The organism is Sinorhizobium kostiense (assembly GCF_017874595.1).
Classification (GTDB): Bacteria; Pseudomonadota; Alphaproteobacteria; order Rhizobiales; family Rhizobiaceae; genus Sinorhizobium; species Sinorhizobium kostiense.
This window is the reverse complement of record NZ_JAGILA010000002.1, coordinates 841,832-858,602: the sequence shown is the minus strand read 5'-3', so window position 1 is coordinate 858,602 and position 16,771 is coordinate 841,832. Positions and strand designations below refer to the sequence as shown.

Sequence of the window (16,771 nt, the reverse complement as noted above, 5' to 3'; positions counted from 1 at the left end):
GGCCGCGGAAGGTCAACCTTACGCGGCCTCGGCTTCCTTCTCCTTGAGTTCCAGCTGCCCGCTTGCGGCGAGGCGGATCGCTTCCTGGGCAATCGAACGTCTGGCGATAGCGATGTCGCGGGGATTGATGCCGCCATCGCCGGCAGCAAGGTCCGCTTCGATCATCCGCCGCTGCCGGGCGCCGATCGAGGCGAGAATCGATTCGCGCAGTTCCGGGCCGGAGCCCCTGAGCGCCATCGTGATGACATCGGTCGAGACGTCGTTGAAAAGCTGGACGCGGCTTCTCTGCGGCATGTACAGGATATCGTCGAACAGGAAGATCTTCGGCCGTACCTTCTTGGCGGAATCGGTGCTGAGAGTTTCCAGCGAAGCGAGCAAGGAGTCCACTTGCTTCTTCTCGAGCTCGTTCATCACCTCGGCGATCTTTGCCGGTCCGGGCGCATTGCGTTCCGCCTCCATCTCCTCGATCATCTCGATGACGCGCTCTTCAATGATGCCCGCCGCCTTGGGGCTGACATTCTTGATGTTGACGGCACGTTTGAGGATGTCGGGGCGCTGCCTGTCAGACAGCCTGATCAGGACCTTGGCGCCGAAGTTCGATGGCATCATCGACAGAACATAAGCGATGGTCTGGGGATGCTCTTTGGCAAGCGACTCGGCAACGACGACCGGGTCGCAATCCTGCAGCCGATCCCAAATGCTCGCTTCGTAGGACTGGAAGGTCGCCCGGCGGCCGAGCAGGCCGTCGACCTCGTCCGGTGTCAGCCCTTCTTCCAGGATGCTTTCCATGGCCTTGGCGTTATCCATCAGGCCCGCGCCTTCGGTGAAGAGATCTTCGAATTCGTTGACCAGCGACTCGAGCTCATGGGGCGGGATGGCCCGCAGCGACTGCGCAGCGGCGATGATCGCCTGCAACTCGCTTTGGGTGAAGAATTTCAACAGCTTTCCGGCCACGGACTTGCCCATCGCGAGAAGAACGGCAGCGGCTTTCTCCGTCTGGCTCAGCGGGCTTGCGATTGCCTGTCCATCGAAATTTTCGAAATCCATCATGGATTCATCCTTCGCCCCGACATCGGGCTTTAATTCTTGCTGCTCTTGATCTCGATGAGCTTGACGCCGAAGCGGGTCACATCCCCTTCGAGCATGGTAATTTCACCACGGCCGATGATACGGCCATTGACCATGATTTCGACCGGCTCGCCGATCTTGCGCTCGAGCGCGATTGTCGCTCCCTCGGTCAAGCCCATGAGACTGGAGACCTGCATGCGGCTGGTGCCGAGCACGATCTGGACATCGATCGGTATGTCCATGATCAAATCCATATTGGCGGCCATGCCCGTTCCCGGCGCAGTCTGGGCAGCGTCGAAATCGCTGCCGCCAAACCCGGTGTCGAGTTCGAGGTCTCCAGTCACGCCGGCATGGCCGAAGGCGCCGCCGAAGCCTCCACCGGCGAAATCCCCGCCAAATCCCGCATCATCGCCAGTGCCGAACTCGCTGTCGAAGTCGGAGACCGGTGCGGGAGCGGCGAAGTCCGCGCCGAAATCTGCTGCGTCATTGTCCTTCTTCAGGACACCCCGCAGGTCGTCGATCGCCTGGTCGAGTTCGGCGTCCTCCGTAAAGGCCTGTTCGTCGATGGATGTTGCTTTTTTTCGTGCCATGTTCGGATCATTCCAGTTGAAGCTTGCCTCAGGCATTCTGCGGGGCGAGGCGACGGTTTAACTCATGATATGGCGGAGGATATCTTGTTCGGATCCGTGGGTGTCCTTGACGCGGACCGTGTATCTGGCGCCGGAACGGCCGAACTCGCAGACATAGAGCTCGCGCCCATTGGCGTTCACCTCGACCCGGACGTCGTCGCTGTCGTGGAAGGGGATCACCTCTCCCGGCTGCAGACGGCTGATCGTGTCAAGCGTCAGGCTTTCCAGCCGGATGCGAGCCTCGAGCGTTACTGCTGAACGGCGAACCTGCTCCTCGAGTTGCTCCGTCCATACCGACTTCGCGTTCATGCTCTGCCGGGCACTGCCGGGGAGCATGACCTGGGTCTTGAGCAGGGCGCTTTGCGGAATGATCATGCAGAAGGTGGAAAGTACCGGCCCAAGGCCGATCGTCATCTCGACGCAGGCTGCGTAGACATCGGCGATCTGAGCGTCCGGCCGCGGACGCTCCTCGCTGTTGTGCGGCCTGCCAACGACAGGCTCGTAGTCGCCCGGTGCGTTCACCGCCGCGCGCAGAACCTCGGCGATCTTCTCGAACACCGGCAATGCCACGTCGATTTCGATCTTCGACAGAGCCCTTGGCTCGGGCTCCTCGATGCTCGCCGGTTCGGCGCCGAGCTGGGCCTCGACGAGGGCAACGAGGGCGGGACTGTCGCAGCCGATCTGGAAGTCCGGGCACCAGTTGCGCAGCGAAGCATCGCTGAGCAGGTATCCGCTGCCGAGTTCTTCGATCAGGTCGTTCCGCAGTCCCGTCTTGAAACCCGCATATCCAATCGCGATGTCGTACCCGGTCTCGGCCCTGAGAAGGTCCGGCAGCAGCTCGCCGAACACCTGACCAAGCTCCAGAGCCGTGCGGCCGATGGCCTTGTCGTCGCCGAGCGCACCGATCATGCGCGCAAGCAGCCTCTTGTCGAAGGGATGGATGTTCGATTCAGTGCTCGGATTCATGGTTTAAGCCGCCTTGCTGTCGCCGCCGCCCGGGTTCATCATCTCCTGCTCCACCGCATCGATCGACGGGCGCTCATAGGCGGAGATCGTCTTGCGTCCATATTCGAGCGCGACCTGCGGGACGGACCCATTCATGTAGGCAAGCAATGTCTGCTTCACGATGACGTAGAGCCGGTTCTGTTTTTCGCGAACGGATTTGATGTTCGATACGAGCGGTGCGACGACCGAATAGGAGAGGAACACGCCAAGCAGCGTTCCGACGAGAGCGGCGGCGATCTTCGCACCCAGCACTTCCGGCGCCTCGTTGATCGCGCCCATTGCCTTGATGACGCCGAGCACTGCGGCGACGATCCCGATGGCGGGCAGGGCGTCGCTCATGATCGTCAGCGCGTGATAGCACTTCATCTTGTCGTGGGTGATCGTCTGGATCTCCTCATCCATCAGTGCTTCGATTTCGTGTGCTCGTGCGTTGCCAATGATGATCAACCGCACGTAATCGCAGATGAAAGCAGTCAGCTCCTTGTTTTGCAGAACGGTGGGGGCGGACTGGAAGATCGAGGACTCTTCCGGATTGTCGATGTGACTTTCGATCTCGTTGCGTGACTTGGTCCTGAGATCGCGCATCAGGCTGTAGAGGACGCCCAGCGTGTCGAGGTAGTGACGCTCCTTGGGTACCTTGTGCCTGAAGGCTTCGCCGAGCGCCTTGCCCGTATCTTTGACCACCTTCATCGAGTTGGCCATGATGAAGCCGCCGATACCCGCACCGCCGATGATCATCAGTTCGAACGGCTGATTGAGGACCTCCAGATGGCCGCCCATCGCGACGTATCCGCCGAGAATGCAGCCGAAAGTCACTAGGAGCCCGATTATGATGTTCATTGTCGATACCTGCCGCGATCGTTTCCCCTGATGGAATAGGGCTTCTTCCTTGCGTGAGGCTGGCCGTGAAATCCGGTCGAAACGGCACTCCGGAACAGGTTCGCACAAGCAAGTCAGGTCAGGATCTTCGTCAAGGCCGGGCCGAGTTGTGCCCCGGCTCCACGCATCGGCTTACAGCGTCTCTCGTGCCTCGTTGAGGGCACACGGCGGTGCAGGCAGCGCGGGATGCCACGGGAAAACCGCAGGGATCCCACTGGTTATCGGGCAGGGCGAAAACGTGACCACCACCTATACGAGCTATAAGCTGATCGCTGCCGACCTCACGAAGTCGCTTCAGCGCGTCTCGGAGCAGCCGGACGTTGCGCGTGAGACGGAATACTATCTGTCGAAGATCGGCAGCATCAAAACCATCGACGAGTTTTTCGCCGACACCCGGCTTTATAACTACGCGATGAAGGCACACGGCCTTGAGGACATGGCCTACGCCAAGGCGTTCATGCGCAAGGCTCTGACCGAAGGCATCGACAGTGAAGATGCCTTCGCCAACAAGCTTTCGGACAATCGTTACAAGGCCCTGGTCGAATCGCTGAATTTCGCCCGGCATGGCGAAACGGCCACGGCCTTCGACCGCGCCCAGAGGGGCGTTGCCGACAAATACACGCGCCAGACTCTTGAGGAGAGTGCCGGTGAGGAAAACACCGGGGTAAGACTGGCGCTTTATTTTCAGCGCATGGCGCCGACGATTACAAACGCATACGAGATTCTCGCCGACGAAGCCTTGGCGCAGGTTGTTCGAACCATTTTGCAACTGCCTGATGAATTCGCTGCCGCCGACATAGACCGCCAGGCGAAGACCCTGGAGGACGCGATCGAGCTCGATGACCTCAAGGATCCTGCCAAGCTCTCCGCATTCCTCGATCGTTTCACCGCGCTCTGGGAGATCAAAAACCCCTCCGACGGCTACGATCCGCTGGCGATTTTCGGTTCTTCAAGCGGTTACGGCATCTCCCCCGACCTGCTTCTTTCCATCAACAACCTGAAACTCGGAGGGCGCTGAGGTGCAGACCGGTCTTTATGTGGCGCTTTCTTCACAAATGGCGCTTGAAAAGCGTCTGAACACACTTGCCGACAACATTGCCAATTCCAACACGGTCGGATTTCGCGCCACCGAAGTGAAGTTCAACCAGGTGCTCGGCGATACCAAGCCCACCAAGGTTTCCTACGTGTCTGGTGGCGACGAATATCTCAGCACCGACAACGGTGCGCTGGCGCGGACCGGTTCTGCGCTCGACTTCGCCGTGAGGGGAGATGCCTGGTTTTCTATCGAAACGCCCGGAGGGCCGGCGCTGACCCGGGACGGCCGCTTCACCCTGACGGAGGCGGGCGAACTCGTCACCATCAGGGGGTATCCGGTGCTTGACGCCGGCGGCGCTCCGATCCAGCTGAACGGCAGCGCCGGCGACATCACTGTCGGTGCCGATGGCGTCATTCATCAGAACGGGGTTCAGGTCGCCTCGCTCGGTCTCTACCAAGCCGACTTCAGCAAGGGCTTCATGCGCTATGACAACAGCGCCGTGATGCCCGCCGCCCAGCCTGAGCCCGTCGTCGATCGCTTCGAGACAGGTGTGATGCAGGGCTTCCTCGAGGAGTCGAATGTCAACGCCGTTCAGGAAATGTCGCAGCTGATCATGATCACGCGCGCCTTCGACAACGTGACCGCCCTGATGCGTGACAGTGAAGGATCGCTCGAAGAGGCGATCAAAACGCTAGGCGGCAGCCGCTGATTAATGAACCCATTTGCGGGGGCGTGACCCTGCCGGAAATCTGCATGGAACGACCAGGCTCTACCATCGCAACATCGACTTCGCTGGCGGCACTCGCCGGACTCGTCGCGCGTTATGCCAATCCCGAGTTTGCGATCGCGCCGGGAGGTCACGTCCAGACGATTTCGCCGGGGCATTACACGGTCACCGGCCTTTCGCGCCATGTGCGGCTTGGCGAATTCGTCGCCCATAAAAGCGCGACCGGCATCCATCTCGGCGAGGTGGTCCGCGTCGAGCCTGAGCGGGTCGTCGTCTGCCCGATAGAACCCGGCGATCCGATCGGCATCCACGACACCGTCATCCGCAAGGGCGCCTTTCGCATCGCTCCGACCGATGGTTGGTGCGGCCGCACGATCAATGCTCTAGCCGAGCCGATCGACGGTCTTGGGCCGCTGTTGCAGGGGGATGTGCGCCGTTCGATCTCCAATACCGCGCCGCCGTCGATGACCCGCAGGCGGGTCGAAAAGGGGTTCAGGACCGGCGTCAGGGCAATCGATATCTTCTCGCCGCTATGCCTCGGCCAGCGCTTGGGCATCTTCGCCGGCTCCGGCGTCGGCAAGTCGACGCTGCTATCGATGCTCGCGCGCGCCGACGCCTTCGACAAAGTCGTGATCGCCCTTGTCGGGGAGCGCGGCCGAGAGGTGCGCGAGTTCATCGAGGACACGCTCGGCGACAATCTCGCCAAATCGGTCGCCGTCGTCGCCACGAGCGACGAAAGCCCTATGCTGAGAAAAATGGCGCCGCTCACGGCCGTCACGATCGCTGAGCACTACCGCGACAAGGGCGACAATGTGCTGCTGATCGTCGACAGCGTCACGCGTTTTGCCCATGCGATCCGCGAGGTCGCGACTGCCGCGGGCGAGCCGCCCATTGCGCGCGGCTATCCCGCTTCCGTCTTCACCGAATTGCCGCGGCTGCTCGAGCGGGCCGGGCCCGGCGCCGAAGGAACCGGCACGATCACTGCCATCATCTCGATCCTGGTCGATGGCGACAACCACAACGATCCTGTTGCCGATTCCGCCCGCGGCATTCTCGATGGACACATCGTTCTCGACCGGAGCCTTGCCGAGGAGGGGCGCTATCCGCCGATCAACCCGCTTGCCTCGATCTCGCGCCTGGCACGCAAGGCCTGGACGCCTGATCAGGAAAAGCTCGTGGCGCGGCTGAAGTCGCTGGTCCATCGGTTCGAGGAGACCCGGGATTTGAGACTGATCGGCGGCTATCGGCCGGGCGGCGACGCTGATCTCGACATGGCGATCAAACAGGTCCCCGTCATTTACGATGTCTTGAAACAGACGCCAGGCGAGCGACCCGCAGTCGACGCTTTCACCGACCTTGCCAACGCGCTGAAAGCGGCCGCAATGGCTAACCAGCCGGGCGCCGGCGCGCCGAGAAGGGCCTAGTCAGAGATGACCGATTACGACGCAGACGATATTGTCCGCCAGCGGCGGCGTGGCGCCAAGACGCCAGTGATCGACAAGCTCCTGGGTGCCGTCGGCCTGGCGATGGCCGCATTCGCCACCTTCTTTCCCTGGTACGCGCTTCTCCATCGGGACGAATTTTCGATGCCGTCCCTCTGGCAGGAATCGACCCGGGACCTGCCCGAACGGCCAGGCCGCGACGTCGTGTCGGTTTCGCCGCTCGCGATGACGGACAGGGACGGCGAGGACCTTGCCACTGCCATCGATCGGCTGGCGACGGCTACTGTTCCTGGAATCAGCCGCGAACGACCGGAGAACGCGAGAGAGACGGAAGGCGGCCTGAACCAGCCCTTCCCGGAGTCGCCACACTTCAGGCTGATGCACGTCGCCGGCGGCAGGGCACTTATCGAGGACGCGAGCGGCATCTATGTCGTGCGCATCGGTTCGATCCTGCCGGACAGCAGCCGGCTCGCGACCTTCGAGCAGCGGGACGGCCGCTGGGTGATGATCACTTCCAAGGGAGAGGTCTACGAGGCTAAGTAGGCCAAGACCCCGGACATTCCACACATCGTTAGATCGCGCAACCTTGCGTGTCCGAAGAGGGGCGCGTTGCTCCTCCGCTCGCCTTGACCTGCCCAATCTGCTTCCGCATCGGCCTGCGGGCCTGACTATCCGGATTCTCGACAAGTCCCACGCAAGATTACCCGCCTAGGTTCCGTCTCATGAGCAGGAGCTTTTGATGGAACCGATTCAGCTTTTCGAACTCGCATCGCGCCAGGCGCAATGGTTGACGGTGCGCCAGAACGTGGTGGCCGGCAACATCGCCAATGCCAACACGCCGCACTACAAGGCCAAGGACGTCCAGCCCTTCGAAAGCGTGCTCCAGAACACCGGTTTCCAGCTCGCAGCGACCCATCGCGCGCACTTCACCGAGAGCCCGGAAGCCGCCCAGGTGACCGAAGTCAGTGCCCTCGACGACATCGCGGTGCAGCAGTCCGGCAACACCGTCGCAATCGAGCAGGAAATGATGAAGACCGGTGAGATCAAGCGCGATCACGAGCTCAATGCGGGGCTCGTCAAGGCCTTTCACCGGATGATGCTGATGACGGTACGGAGGTAGCCCCATGGATCCTTTGACCTCGGCACTCAAGGTCTCGGCCTCCGGCCTGCAGGCGGAATCGACCCGTTTGCGCATCGTTTCGGAGAATATCGCCAACGCACGTTCGAGCGGCGATGTTCCGGGCGCCGATCCCTATCGCCGCAAGACCGTTTCCTTCGCGGCGGAAGTGGACCGGGCGAGCGGCGCGTCGCTGGTCGAGATCGATCGCATCGGCACGGACGATTCGAACTTCAACGTCGAATTCGATCCCGGCAATCCGGCCGCTGATGAAAAGGGCATGGTCAAGATGCCGAACGTCAACATCCTGATCGAAATGGCCGACATGCGCGAAGCCAACCGCGCCTATGAGGCCAATCTGCAGACCATCAAGCAGTCTCGCGATCTCATTTCCCAGACAATCGACCTGTTGAGGGCTTCGCAATAATGATCGATGCAATTCAGTCCATCGGCGCATTTTTGGCCACAAGGGAGACCGGGGCGGCAGAGCTCACTGCCTCCACCGCCGTCGCCACGCCGCAGGCCGGTGCGGTCTTGCCGCAATCGCAGAGCTTCGCCGAGGTCTTCGGCAACATGACCACGGACGTGATCCGATCGATGAAATCCGCCGAAGGAGTATCGCTGCAGGCCATCCGCGGCGAAGCCGACACGCGTGAGGTGGTCGATGCGGTGATGACGGCGGAACAGTCGCTGCAGACCGCAATCGCGATACGCGACAAGGTGGTCACCGCCTATCTCGAAATCGCGCGCATGCAGATCTGAAGGAACGAGACATGAAGGCCCTTTCCATCGCTGCCACGGGCATGAACGCCCAGCAATTGAACCTCGAAGTCATCGCCAACAACATCGCGAACATCAACACGACCGGTTACAAGCGGGCGCGCGCCGAGTTTTCGGATCTGCTCTACCAGACGGAACGTGCCCAGGGCGTGCCGAACCGCTCCAACCAGGCGATCGTCCCGGAAGGCGCGATCGTCGGCCTCGGCGTGCAGACCTCGGCGGTCCGCAACCTTCATATCCAGGGCAGCCTCGTCAACACCGGCAACGACTACGACCTGGCGCTGGTCGGGCGCGGCTGGTTCCAGATCGAGACGCCGGACGGCCAGACGGTCTATACCCGCTCCGGTGCCTTCAACACCAATGCCACCGGCCAGCTCGTCACCATTGACGGCTACACGGTCGTCCCCGGCATCACCGTGCCGCAGGATGCGAGCGAAATCATCTTCACCTCCTCCGGTCAGGTGATGGTGCGCATCGGCAACGACACCGAACTCCAGGAAATCGGGCAGTTGACGATCGCGAACTTCGTCAACGAAGCCGGCCTCGAGCCCATGGGCGAGAACCTGTTCCGGCAGACGGCCGCCTCCGGCGAGCCCATTGTCGGCACACCGGCCGACCCCGGTTTCGCGCAGATCAAGCAGGACTATCTCGAATCCTCCAATGTCGACCCGGTCAAGGAGATCACCGATCTGATCTCGGCCCAGCGGGCTTACGAGATGAACTCGAAGGTCATCCAGGCCGCGGACGAGATGGCGGCTACGGTGAGCAAGAATCTCAGATAACCGAAGCAGGGGGCAAACATGACGTTTCGCCAGACCGCCGAAAGGGCAGCAATTGCAGGCCGGGCCGCGTTTCGAGTGCAGGCCGTCGCCATCGCAACGCTCGCCGCTTTCCTGTCGCCGGCGCTCGCTGCCGGGGAGCGGCCGACCGCCGTCATCCCGAAGCAGACGATCTATCCCGGCACAACGCTGGACGCGGGCATGCTGGAAGTGGTCGACGTGACCAATCCCGACATCGCGGAAGGCTACGTGCGCTCCCTCGACGAGGTGGAAGGAAAAGTCACGAAACGGACCCTTCTTCCCGGACGGGTGATCCTCCCTTCGGCGCTGCGCGAACAATATGCAGTCGAGCGCGGCGCGAAGGCCCTGCTGGTCTTCAACAAAGGCGGACTGACGATCACCGCCGCGGGCTCGCCGCTGCAGGATGCGGCGGTCGGCGATCTCATCCGCGCCCGCAACGTCGATACCGGCGTCATCGTTTCCGGCACCGTCATGGCTGACGGCACGATCCATGTGGTGGCCAAATGACGAAGCATGGATGCAAGTGGCTGGTGGCCTTCGTCGTCGTCTTTGCCGCGACGTTGAGCTTTGCGCATGCCGCGTCGCGCATCAAGGACGTGGCTTCGCTCCAGGCCGGGCGTGACAACCAGCTGATCGGCTACGGCCTCGTCGTCGGGCTGCAGGGAACAGGTGACAGCCTGCGTTCCTCGCCTTTCACCGAACAGTCGATCCGCGCCATGCTGCAAAATCTCGGCATTTCGACGCAAGGGGGCGACTCGCGGACGCGCAACGTCGCGGCGGTTCTGGTGACGGCCACGCTCCCGCCCTTCGCAAGCCCCGGCAGCCGCATCGACGTGACGGTCGGCTCGCTTGGTGATGCGGCTTCCCTGCGCGGCGGCACGTTGGTCATGACATCGCTTTCAGGTGCCGACGGCCAGATCTACGCGGTTGCGCAGGGCTCGATCGTCGTGAGCGGCTTCAATGCCGAGGGCGATGCCGCCACGCTGAATCAGGGCGTGACGACGGCGGGGCGCGTACCGAACGGCGCCATTATCGAGCGCGAATTGCCTTCGAAGTTCAAGGATGGCTTCAATCTCGTCCTGCAGCTGCGCAATCCGGATTTTTCGACCGCTGTCGGCATGGCCGCCGCGATCAACAATTATGCCACCGCGCAGTTCGGCGGCCGCATCGCCGAGGCATTGGACTCGCAGTCCGTGTTGATACAGAAGCCGAAGCTGGCCGATCTCGCGCGGCTGATGGCGGACATCGAGAACCTCGTGATCGAGACCGATGTGCCGGCCCGTGTCGTCGTCAACGAGCGCACGGGCACCATCGTCATCGGCCAGGACGTCCGGATTGCCGAGGTCGCAGTGAGCTATGGCACGTTGACGGTGCAGGTGACCGAAACGCCGACCGTCGTGCAACCGGCACCCTTCTCCCGTGGCGAAACCGCCATCGAGCCGAATACGACAATCGAGGCGCAGGCCGACGGCGGCACGGTCGCGATCCTCAACGGCTCGAGCCTGCGTTCGCTGGTGGCCGGCCTCAACAGCATCGGCGTCAAGCCGGACGGGATCATCGCGATTCTGCAGAGCATCAAAACGGCCGGAGCGCTTCAGGCGGAGCTTGTGCTGCAATGACCGAATATCTCGTCCATCTTCTTCGTAAGTCCCGCCGCACGCTTCTCGCCTCGGCCTCCGGGGCGCTGATGTTGGCCATGCCCGGCGCCTTCGCGCAGGACGTGACCGCGCCGCCCGCCGAAAACGCGCCGCCGAGCGAGGTCCAGGAATTCTGCACCAACATCGCCGATGCCGCGCGCGACCAGCGCTACGTGCTGCAGCGCAAGGAACTGGAAACGCTGAAGGCGAGCGTCGACGATCGGATCGCCGAGCTCGAGAAGCGCCGGGCCGAATACGAAGACTGGTTGAAGCGCCGCAACGATTTCCTGAAGCAGGCTGAACTCGGGCTCGTCGACATCTACAAGACGATGAAACCGGACGATGCCGCCGGCAAGCTCGAGATGGTGCACCCCGAAATCGCCGCGGCGATCGTCATGAAGCTGCCGCCGCGCCAATCGTCGCTGATTCTCGGCGAGATGAGCGACGACAAGGCGGCAGTGCTCACGAACATCATTTCAAGCGCCAGCGACCCCAACACCTCGAAGGAGCCATCATGAGAAAGCATCTTACGGCCGTCCTGGCCGCCGGGCTCCTTGCCGGATGCGAGAGCCAGACCTTAAAGGAAATCGGCCAGGCGCCCGCCATGAGCCCGATCGGCAGCGGACTGCAATATACGCAGGCGCCGCAGCTTGCGGCCTATCCGAAGCAGCCGCATCAGGTGACGGCGGGCTACTCGCTTTGGAACGACCAGCAGGCCGCCCTCTTCAAGGATGCGCGCGCGATCAATATCGGCGATATCCTGACCGTCGACATCCGTATCGACGACAAGGCCTCGTTCGATAACAAGACAGACCGCAGCCGCACCAATTCCAGCGGCTTCAACATCGGCGCCGGAGGCGAATCGCAGACCAGCGATTTCGAATGGGCCGGCAACCTGGACTATGGTTCGAACACGAAGACGCAAGGTGACGGCAGCACAGAGCGCTCGGAGAAGCTCCGTTTGCTCGTCGCCGCGGTGGTCACCGGCGTGCTGGAGAACGGCAACCTGCTGATCGCCGGCTCGCAGGAAGTTCGGGTTAACCACGAGCTGCGCATCCTCAATGTTGCCGGTATTGTCCGGCCGCGCGACGTCGATGCCGACAATGTCATTTCCTACGACCGCATTGCCGAAGCGCGCATCTCCTATGGCGGCCGCGGTCGCCTGACGGAAGTGCAGCAGCCGCCCTACGGCCAGCAGGTGATGGATCTCATTTCTCCGATCTGATCAGGGATTGGCCCGGAAAGATCCGCAAGGAGCGGCATGATGGAAGAAACCGACAACAATCAACCCAAGTCTCCATCGCGGATGATCACCATAGCCGCCGTGGCTGCGTTGACGCTGGTCGCCGGCGGCGGCGGCTGGGTCGTCGGCGCGATGTTGGCGCCGCCCCCCGCTGAGAAGACCGAAGCGGCGACGGAGCCGACCGCCGAAGCTCACGGCAAGCAAAAGGAAGACATTCCGAAACTGGCCACCGAAGCCAACGGCATCGTCCAGCTCGAGCCGATCACGACCAATCTTGCCTATCCTTCGGAAAACTGGGTGCGTCTCGAGGTTGCGCTGCAGTTCCAGGGCGAGCCCGACGTGACGCTCGCCGAAGAAATCCATCAGGACATAGTCGCCTATCTGAAGACCGTGTCGCTTCAGCAAATTCAAGGTCCGCGCGGCTTCCAATATCTACGGGATGACATTCAGGAACGGGTTGACCTGCGCTCCGACGGGCGCGTAACGAATGTGATGGTGAGAACTTTCGTCATTCAATGATTCGCTAATGCTCCGGATTGCTGCATTCATAGTCGCCATGACGGCGATGTCGGGAATCGCCGGGGCGCAGAGCTTCCCTGCGGACATCTTGAACACCCCGGTCGACGGATCGGTGGCCTCGTGGATCATCCGCACCTTCGGCCTCCTGACTGTGCTCTCGGTGGCGCCGGGCATCTTGATCATGGTGACGAGCTTCCCCCGCTTTGTGATCGCCTTCGCAATCCTGCGCTCCGGCATGGGGCTGGCGACGACGCCGTCCAACATGATCATGGTGTCGCTGGCGCTGTTCATGACCTTCTATGTGATGGCGCCGACCTTCGACAGCGCCTGGCGCACGGGCATCGATCCGCTGCTCAAGAACGAGATCACCGAAACCGAGGCGATGCCGCGCATCGCAGAACCCTTCCGTCAGTTCATGCTGGCCAACACGCGTGACAAGGACCTGCAGCTTTTCATCGACATCGCCAAGGAAAAGGGCCAGACGGTCGTCGTCGATGATCAGGTTGATCTCCGCGCCGTCGTCCCCGCCTTCATGATCTCTGAAATCCGCCGCGGCTTCGAGATCGGCTTCCTCATCATGCTGCCCTTCCTCGTGATCGACCTGATCGTCTCGACCATCACCATGGCGATGGGCATGATGATGCTGCCGCCGACGGCGATCTCGCTGCCTTTCAAGATCCTCTTCTTCGTCCTGATCGACGGCTGGAATCTGCTCGTCGGCAGCCTCGTGCGTTCCTTCGTCTGAGCTGAACGCCCTCTCTCTCCGAAATGCGTTAACCATCAGATTTTACGTGCGATTAACCACGGTCGCGCATGAGCCTCCCGCCTGTTCTCCGGTTAAGTACTTGGCAATGAATGGCTGCGAATTTCGTCCTCACACGACGGGTTTGGCGTCCTTCACCAGTTGAGCGGAGCCGAGTGGCATGATGCCGGATCGTCGTGACCGGTAAGCGAGTTCTCAGCCCGGTATGTCCCCCCAATCCGTATTTCGTAAGGGACAAACGAATATGACGAGCATTCTCACCAACACCTCGGCAATGGCCGCGCTGCAGACACTGCGTTCGATCTCATCGAGCATGGAAGACACCCAGAGCCGCATTTCCTCCGGCCTGCGCGTTGGCTCGGCCTCGGACAACGCCGCCTACTGGTCGATCGCAACGACCATGCGCTCCGACAACGCCGCTCTTTCCTCCGTTCAAGACGCGCTCGGCCTCGGCGCCGCCAAGGTCGACACAGCCTATTCCGGCATGGAATCGGCCATCGAAGTCGTGAAGGAAATCAAGGCCAAGCTGGTGGCCGCTACTGAAGACGGCGTCGACAAGACCAAGATTCAGGAAGAAATTACCCAGTTGCAGGATCAGCTGTCGAGCATCGCCGATGCTGCTTCCTTCTCCGGCGAAAACTGGCTGCAGGCTGACCTGAGCGGCGGTACTGTTACGAAGAGCGTTGTGGCGTCCTTCGTCCGTGACGCCTCGGGCAACGTCTCTGTCAAGAAGGTCGACTACGATCTTAGCACCACGAGTGTTCTCTTTGATACGGTCGGCAATACCGGTCTCCTCGACAACACAACTTCGATCGAAGACGACAGCATCACGCTCAACATCAACGTCAATGGTGTCACGTCTGCCTATACCGTCACCGCCTACACGACGGAAGATGTTATCGCCGATGCGGGCAGTGTCTTCACCGGTGACTCCGCAACGGGCGGCGCCCTGAGCTATGTCAAGGTAGCCGATGACACCTGGGTAGCCGCAGTCGACCAGAGCACTGTTGCGACGCAGGAAGTTGCGTATGATGACGGTACGACGTCTTGGGCCGTTGACACGACGGCTGCACCGGCCACGGTCACGACCGCATCCGTTGCTACGCTCTCCATCGACGCGAACACGACCAGCGGGCAGCTCGACCAGCTCATCCAGATGGTCGATGACGCCCTGACCTCGATGACCAGTGCTGCCGCGTCGCTTGGCTCGATCTCCTCGCGCATCGAAATGCAGGAAGAGTTCGTCTCCAACCTGACTGACGCGATCGACTCCGGTATTGGTCGTCTCGTCGATGCCGACATGAACGAGGAATCGACCCGCCTCAAGGCACTGCAGACCCAGCAGCAACTCGCGATCCAGGCGCTCTCGATCGCCAACTCCGACTCGCAGAGCGTGCTCTCGTTGTTCCGTTAATGGTCTCCAGTGCGGGCGGCTGACCCGCACAGGCCAACTCCGAAGAACCGCGCCCGCCACGGGCGCGGTTCTTCATTTTTGTGATACTGCTTCAGCATTCGTTAACCATAGTAAGGTTAGATGGCGCTATCGAAACGGCGGGTTGACCTTGTTTATCAACTGGTTAGCAAGCATGACGCTGACTGCCGTTCCCGGTGCGACCCGGAATGTCCCTTTAATAAATCAGCCATCAAGGGGCACCATCCATGACAAGCATTTTGACCAACATCGCGGCCATGGCCGCGCTCCAGACCCTGCGCTCTATCGGTTCCAACATGGAAGAGACGCAGGCCCACGTCTCCTCCGGCCTGCGTGTTGGCGAAGCCGCTGACAACGCCGCCTATTGGTCGATCGCAACGACCATGCGTTCCGACAACATGGCGCTTTCCGCCGTCCAGGACGCGCTCGGCCTCGGCGCCGCCAAGGTCGACACGGCTTACGCCGGTATGGAGTCGGCCATCGAAGTCGTGAAGGAAATCAAGAAGAAGCTTGTTGCCGCCACCGAGGACGGCGTCGACAAAACCAAAATCCAGGAAGAAATCGCCCAGCTTCAGGACCAGCTCACGAGCATCTCCGAAGCGGCTTCCTTCTCCGGTGAAAACTGGCTGCAGGCCGACCTGAGCGGCGGCACTGTCACGAAGAGCGTTGTTGCCTCCTTCGTTCGCGACGCCTCGGGTAACGTTTCCGTCAAAAAGGTCGACTACGATCTCAGCACCACGAGTGTTCTCTTCGACACGGTCGGCAACACTGCCATTCTCGACTCGCTGACCTCGATCGAAGACGACAGCATCACATTGAACATCAATGTCGGCGGCGTAATCTCGGCCTATACCGTCACGACATACACGACTGACGATGTCATCGCCGATGCAGGCAGCGTGTTCACGGGCAATTCCGCAACGGGCGGTGCCCTGAGCTACGTCAAGGTAGCAGACGACACCTGGGTAGCCGCTGTCGACCAGACCACTGTGCCGACGCAGGAAGTGGCGTATGACGATGGTACCACGCTTTGGGCAGTGGACACGACGGCTGCACCGGCCACGGTCACGACCGCATCCGTCTCGACCCTGCAGATCAGCGGGACCACGACCAGCGGCCAGCTCGATCAGCTCATCCAGATGGTTGACGATGCCCTCACCTCGATGACCAGTGCGGCCGCCGACCTTGGTTCGATCGGCATGCGCATCGACCTCCAGAGCGAGTTCGTCTCCAAGCTGACCGACTCGATCGACTCCGGCGTCGGCCGTCTTGTCGATGCCGACATGAACGAAGAATCGACCCGCCTCAAGGCACTGCAGACGCAGCAGCAGCTCGCCATCCAGTCGCTGTCGATCGCCAACACTTCCTCGGAAAACATCCTCACCCTCTTCCGTTAATCGGAACAGGCAAAGGGATAATCTCCTCCTCATCGAAATCGAAACCGCGCTTCGCAAGAGGCGCGGTTTTTTGCGTCACCCCAACGGGAGCGCCACAATCCAGCACTTGGTCGGTCCGTTCCACTTCGCCACTCAACTCTTTCTTCATTATCCTAATCATCCCTTAACCGCGTTAACGCATTGTTAACCATTTCACGTTAACGCTTTGTTAAGGACGACGGTCTGGCCGCCCAGGGCAAAGGAGGCGCCAGCGCGCATGACGCCGCACTGTCGCGCCGGGCTCTCACCCGGATGCTC

General features: G+C 61.4%; 21 protein-coding genes. 16 read left to right on the top strand and 5 right to left on the bottom strand.

Features of this window, described 5'->3' with window-relative positions:
• Positions 1–18: 18 nt before the first annotated feature.
• Genes fliG through motA form a run of 4 tightly spaced genes read right to left on the bottom strand, consistent with a single transcriptional unit; the run spans position 19 to position 3,542 of the window.
• Positions 19–1,050: a flagellar motor switch protein FliG gene (fliG, locus tag J2Z31_RS10540; RefSeq protein ID WP_209601840.1), complete on the bottom strand. Its 1,032-nt coding sequence runs from the start codon at positions 1,048–1,050 to the stop codon at positions 19–21.
• A 29-nt stretch (positions 1,051–1,079) separates the two neighbouring features.
• Positions 1,080–1,658, bottom strand: coding sequence for a flagellar motor switch protein FliN (fliN, locus tag J2Z31_RS10535; protein ID WP_209601839.1), 579 nt, complete (start codon positions 1,656–1,658; stop codon positions 1,080–1,082).
• 57 nt (positions 1,659–1,715) lie between these two features.
• Positions 1,716–2,663, bottom strand: a complete 948-nt coding sequence (locus J2Z31_RS10530; RefSeq protein ID WP_209601838.1) for a FliM/FliN family flagellar motor switch protein — start codon at positions 2,661–2,663, stop codon at positions 1,716–1,718.
• A gap of 3 nt (positions 2,664–2,666) precedes the next feature.
• Positions 2,667–3,542, bottom strand: a complete 876-nt coding sequence (gene motA, locus J2Z31_RS10525) for a flagellar motor stator protein MotA (RefSeq protein ID WP_209601837.1) — start codon at positions 3,540–3,542, stop codon at positions 2,667–2,669.
• A gap of 277 nt (positions 3,543–3,819) precedes the next feature.
• Between motA and J2Z31_RS10520 the strand changes: the two genes are divergently transcribed.
• The 16 genes from J2Z31_RS10520 (at position 3,820) to J2Z31_RS10445 (ending at position 16,474) form a co-directional block, all read left to right on the top strand.
• Positions 3,820–4,599 (top strand): DUF1217 domain-containing protein, encoded by a 780-nt coding sequence (locus J2Z31_RS10520; RefSeq protein ID WP_209601836.1) that lies wholly within the window; start codon positions 3,820–3,822, stop codon positions 4,597–4,599.
• Position 4,600: 1 nt separating this feature from the next.
• Positions 4,601–5,326 (top strand): flagellar basal-body rod protein FlgF, encoded by a 726-nt coding sequence (gene flgF, locus J2Z31_RS10515; protein ID WP_209601835.1) that lies wholly within the window; start codon positions 4,601–4,603, stop codon positions 5,324–5,326.
• Positions 5,327–5,370: 44 nt separating this feature from the next.
• Positions 5,371–6,768, top strand: coding sequence for a flagellar protein export ATPase FliI (gene fliI, locus J2Z31_RS10510; protein ID WP_209601834.1), 1,398 nt, complete (start codon positions 5,371–5,373; stop codon positions 6,766–6,768).
• 6 nt (positions 6,769–6,774) lie between these two features.
• Positions 6,775–7,329: a flagellar protein gene (locus J2Z31_RS10505; protein ID WP_209601833.1), complete on the top strand. Its 555-nt coding sequence runs from the start codon at positions 6,775–6,777 to the stop codon at positions 7,327–7,329.
• Positions 7,330–7,525: 196 nt separating this feature from the next.
• A complete protein-coding gene (gene flgB / locus J2Z31_RS10500) occupies positions 7,526–7,906 on the top strand; it encodes a flagellar basal body rod protein FlgB (RefSeq protein ID WP_209601832.1) in 381 nt (126 codons plus the stop codon).
• A 4-nt stretch (positions 7,907–7,910) separates the two neighbouring features.
• On the top strand, positions 7,911–8,330 hold the full coding sequence (gene flgC / locus J2Z31_RS10495; RefSeq protein WP_209601831.1) for a flagellar basal body rod protein FlgC: 420 nt from the start codon (positions 7,911–7,913) through the stop codon (positions 8,328–8,330).
• Positions 8,330–8,665, top strand: coding sequence for a flagellar hook-basal body complex protein FliE (locus J2Z31_RS10490; RefSeq protein WP_209601830.1), 336 nt, complete (start codon positions 8,330–8,332; stop codon positions 8,663–8,665). Before flgC ends, J2Z31_RS10490 begins: the two co-directional genes overlap by 1 nt.
• An 11-nt stretch (positions 8,666–8,676) precedes the next feature.
• Positions 8,677–9,465 (top strand): flagellar basal-body rod protein FlgG, encoded by a 789-nt coding sequence (gene flgG / locus J2Z31_RS10485; RefSeq protein WP_209601829.1) that lies wholly within the window; start codon positions 8,677–8,679, stop codon positions 9,463–9,465.
• A gap of 18 nt (positions 9,466–9,483) precedes the next feature.
• On the top strand, positions 9,484–9,990 hold the full coding sequence (gene flgA, locus J2Z31_RS10480) for a flagellar basal body P-ring formation chaperone FlgA (RefSeq protein WP_209601828.1): 507 nt from the start codon (positions 9,484–9,486) through the stop codon (positions 9,988–9,990).
• Positions 9,987–11,102 (top strand): flagellar basal body P-ring protein FlgI, encoded by a 1,116-nt coding sequence (locus J2Z31_RS10475; protein ID WP_209601827.1) that lies wholly within the window; start codon positions 9,987–9,989, stop codon positions 11,100–11,102. Before flgA ends, J2Z31_RS10475 begins: the two co-directional genes overlap by 4 nt.
• The gene (locus J2Z31_RS10470; RefSeq protein ID WP_209601826.1) at positions 11,099–11,638 is read left to right on the top strand and encodes a MotE family protein; all 540 of its coding nucleotides are present in this window, start codon (positions 11,099–11,101) and stop codon (positions 11,636–11,638) included. The genes J2Z31_RS10475 and J2Z31_RS10470 overlap by 4 nt, the downstream gene beginning before the upstream one ends.
• Positions 11,635–12,345 carry a flagellar basal body L-ring protein FlgH gene (flgH, locus tag J2Z31_RS10465; protein WP_209601825.1) on the top strand — a complete coding sequence of 237 codons (711 nt, stop codon included), beginning with the start codon at positions 11,635–11,637 and terminating at the stop codon, positions 12,343–12,345. The genes J2Z31_RS10470 and flgH overlap by 4 nt, the downstream gene beginning before the upstream one ends.
• Before the next feature lie 39 nt (positions 12,346–12,384).
• On the top strand, positions 12,385–12,882 hold the full coding sequence (locus tag J2Z31_RS10460) for a flagellar basal body-associated FliL family protein (protein ID WP_209601824.1): 498 nt from the start codon (positions 12,385–12,387) through the stop codon (positions 12,880–12,882).
• Between the two features lie 7 nt (positions 12,883–12,889).
• The gene (fliP, locus tag J2Z31_RS10455) at positions 12,890–13,627 is read left to right on the top strand and encodes a flagellar type III secretion system pore protein FliP (RefSeq protein ID WP_209601823.1); all 738 of its coding nucleotides are present in this window, start codon (positions 12,890–12,892) and stop codon (positions 13,625–13,627) included.
• Between the two features lie 262 nt (positions 13,628–13,889).
• Positions 13,890–15,059 (top strand): flagellin N-terminal helical domain-containing protein, encoded by a 1,170-nt coding sequence (locus J2Z31_RS10450; protein WP_209601822.1) that lies wholly within the window; start codon positions 13,890–13,892, stop codon positions 15,057–15,059.
• Between the two features lie 245 nt (positions 15,060–15,304).
• On the top strand, positions 15,305–16,474 hold the full coding sequence (locus J2Z31_RS10445; RefSeq protein ID WP_209601821.1) for a flagellin N-terminal helical domain-containing protein: 1,170 nt from the start codon (positions 15,305–15,307) through the stop codon (positions 16,472–16,474).
• On the opposite strand, the gene J2Z31_RS10440 is transcribed toward J2Z31_RS10445, so the two are convergent.
• Complete coding sequence (locus tag J2Z31_RS10440) at positions 16,458–16,622, bottom strand: hypothetical protein (protein ID WP_209601820.1); 165 nt, start codon at positions 16,620–16,622, stop codon at positions 16,458–16,460. The genes J2Z31_RS10445 and J2Z31_RS10440 overlap by 17 nt on opposite strands.
• Positions 16,623–16,771 lie beyond the last annotated feature (149 nt).

What these genes read in the sequence shown, in the direction of transcription:
- fliG (WP_209601840.1), bottom strand. Translation starts at nt 1,050, where the DNA reads ATGATGGATTTCGAAAATTTCGATGGACAGGCAATCGCAAGCCCGCTG.
- fliN (WP_209601839.1), bottom strand. Translation starts at nt 1,658, where the DNA reads ATGGCACGAAAAAAAGCAACATCCATCGACGAACAGGCCTTTACGGAG.
- J2Z31_RS10530 (WP_209601838.1), bottom strand. Translation starts at nt 2,663, where the DNA reads ATGAATCCGAGCACTGAATCGAACATCCATCCCTTCGACAAGAGGCTG.
- motA (WP_209601837.1), bottom strand. Translation starts at nt 3,542, where the DNA reads ATGAACATCATAATCGGGCTCCTAGTGACTTTCGGCTGCATTCTCGGC.
- fliI (WP_209601834.1), top strand. Translation starts at nt 5,371, where the DNA reads ATGGAACGACCAGGCTCTACCATCGCAACATCGACTTCGCTGGCGGCA.
- J2Z31_RS10505 (WP_209601833.1), top strand. Translation starts at nt 6,775, where the DNA reads ATGACCGATTACGACGCAGACGATATTGTCCGCCAGCGGCGGCGTGGC.
- flgB (WP_209601832.1), top strand. Translation starts at nt 7,526, where the DNA reads ATGGAACCGATTCAGCTTTTCGAACTCGCATCGCGCCAGGCGCAATGG.
- flgC (WP_209601831.1), top strand. Translation starts at nt 7,911, where the DNA reads ATGGATCCTTTGACCTCGGCACTCAAGGTCTCGGCCTCCGGCCTGCAG.
- J2Z31_RS10490 (WP_209601830.1), top strand. Translation starts at nt 8,330, where the DNA reads ATGATCGATGCAATTCAGTCCATCGGCGCATTTTTGGCCACAAGGGAG.
- flgG (WP_209601829.1), top strand. Translation starts at nt 8,677, where the DNA reads ATGAAGGCCCTTTCCATCGCTGCCACGGGCATGAACGCCCAGCAATTG.
- flgA (WP_209601828.1), top strand. Translation starts at nt 9,484, where the DNA reads ATGACGTTTCGCCAGACCGCCGAAAGGGCAGCAATTGCAGGCCGGGCC.
- J2Z31_RS10475 (WP_209601827.1), top strand. Translation starts at nt 9,987, where the DNA reads ATGACGAAGCATGGATGCAAGTGGCTGGTGGCCTTCGTCGTCGTCTTT.
- J2Z31_RS10470 (WP_209601826.1), top strand. Translation starts at nt 11,099, where the DNA reads ATGACCGAATATCTCGTCCATCTTCTTCGTAAGTCCCGCCGCACGCTT.
- flgH (WP_209601825.1), top strand. Translation starts at nt 11,635, where the DNA reads ATGAGAAAGCATCTTACGGCCGTCCTGGCCGCCGGGCTCCTTGCCGGA.
- J2Z31_RS10460 (WP_209601824.1), top strand. Translation starts at nt 12,385, where the DNA reads ATGGAAGAAACCGACAACAATCAACCCAAGTCTCCATCGCGGATGATC.
- fliP (WP_209601823.1), top strand. Translation starts at nt 12,890, where the DNA reads ATGCTCCGGATTGCTGCATTCATAGTCGCCATGACGGCGATGTCGGGA.
- J2Z31_RS10450 (WP_209601822.1), top strand. Translation starts at nt 13,890, where the DNA reads ATGACGAGCATTCTCACCAACACCTCGGCAATGGCCGCGCTGCAGACA.
- J2Z31_RS10445 (WP_209601821.1), top strand. Translation starts at nt 15,305, where the DNA reads ATGACAAGCATTTTGACCAACATCGCGGCCATGGCCGCGCTCCAGACC.
- J2Z31_RS10440 (WP_209601820.1), bottom strand. Translation starts at nt 16,622, where the DNA reads ATGAAGAAAGAGTTGAGTGGCGAAGTGGAACGGACCGACCAAGTGCTG.